Annotated in this window: 1 protein-coding gene; it reads right to left on the bottom strand. The window is 70.9% G+C overall.

Annotated features, from left to right (window positions below; translation table 11 throughout):
* Positions 1 to 1,436, bottom strand: a 1,436-nt coding sequence (locus tag ACNFOC_RS54345) for a thioesterase domain-containing protein (protein ID WP_416966307.1), incomplete at both ends; no start/stop codon positions are given.

Genomic DNA, 1,436 nt, shown 5'->3' with positions numbered 1-1,436 from the left:
AGTTCGTAGTGGGTGGCGTCGACGTGGTGGAGGCGGAAGGGGCGGGGCAGATGGGCGTCCCACGCGTCGGGGGCGGTCGGTTCCGGGGCCAACACCCCTTCCTCTACGGGACGTTGGGCGAGCCACACCTCGGCGGGTGTCCGGTGCAGTCGCGGCAACCGGTGTTCGGCCATGGCCGCGAGATTGGTCCGGCAGCACTGCGCGAGGCGCTCGGCGTAGGCGCGACCGGACTCCGACAACCGTTCGCCGCCGCTGCCATTTCCATTGCTGTTGCTGTTGCTGTTGCCGCTCAACTCGCGGGCGAATACGGCGTCCACCTGTCGTTCGTCGTAGGCGGCGAGCCGTTGTCCGGCGCCGGGTGGCGGCGGATCGAGGAGGTGGACGGCGTCGACAGGTCGGCCGTCGGCCTCGGCAAGTGCCGCCATGGACAGGGCGGTCCAGGCACCGAACGACCAACCTGCGAGGCTCAGGCGGTAGTTGGGTTCCGGAAACCCGGCCCGGACTGCTTCCAGGTAGCGCGCGGCACGGTCGGCTATCGAGCGGGCGGGCTGCGCCGGGTCGCGCAGTTTCGGGTCGGCGATGAGGCAGACGGTCAACTCGTCGGGTAGGGCCGCCACAAGGGGCCGGTAGGCCTGGATGTCGCCGCCCACTGGATGGACCAGGCACAGGACATCCGGGCCGGGTCCGCGCTGCCACACCTCGACATCGACCTCTACGTCCACCGCGGCGGCGGACGCGCGCGTGCCGGCGTCGAGGTGGCCGAGGATCTCGGTGAGGCTCACCCGGTGACTGAGCCGGGACAGGTCGATGTCGGTGCCGTGGCGGCGCTTCACCTCGTCGATGAGTTCCAGCAGGGTGAGCGAGTCGGCGCCGAGGTCGTACAGCGCGGCCTCCGGGTCGACGGTGTCCACGCCGAGCAAGTCGACCAGGATCTCGGTGAGTTCGGCCGTGGGGTCGCCCGGTGCGGGTTGCGTGGAAGGCGCCGGCTCGTGTCGGGAATCGCGGTCCGGCTCGTAGAAGAAGCGAGCCTCCGCCAAGGGCGTGGTGTTGACCATCAGGTGCGGCAGCTGTAGGTGCAGGGCTCGTTCGAAGACGGCCGCACCGTCCTCGGGGGTGAGCGCCACCTTCAGGTGTTCCTGGTGGCGGGCGTCGGTGGTCAGGGCGTGCTGAGCCATGCCTACGTCCCGCCAGGCGTCCCAACCGATGCTCATACGGACGGTGGTGGCGTTGTCGCCGGGGGGCGCGTGGTGGGCGTAGGCGTCGAGGCAGGCGTTGGCGGCCGCGTAGTCGAACTGTCCGACTCCGCCGTACTGTGCCGCCATCGACGAGCAGTAGGCCGCGTAGTCGGGGTCGTGCTCGGCGATGAGCCGCTCGACGAGCAGGGCACCGCGCAGCTTGGCGGCCGTGGCGCGGCGGGCGGTGGCGGGGTCGCGGCG

It is taken from the genome of Streptomyces colwelliae, from assembly GCF_048158785.1.
Lineage (GTDB): Bacteria > Actinomycetota > Actinomycetes > Streptomycetales > Streptomycetaceae > Streptomyces.
This window is presented reverse-complemented; position numbering and strand designations above follow the sequence as displayed.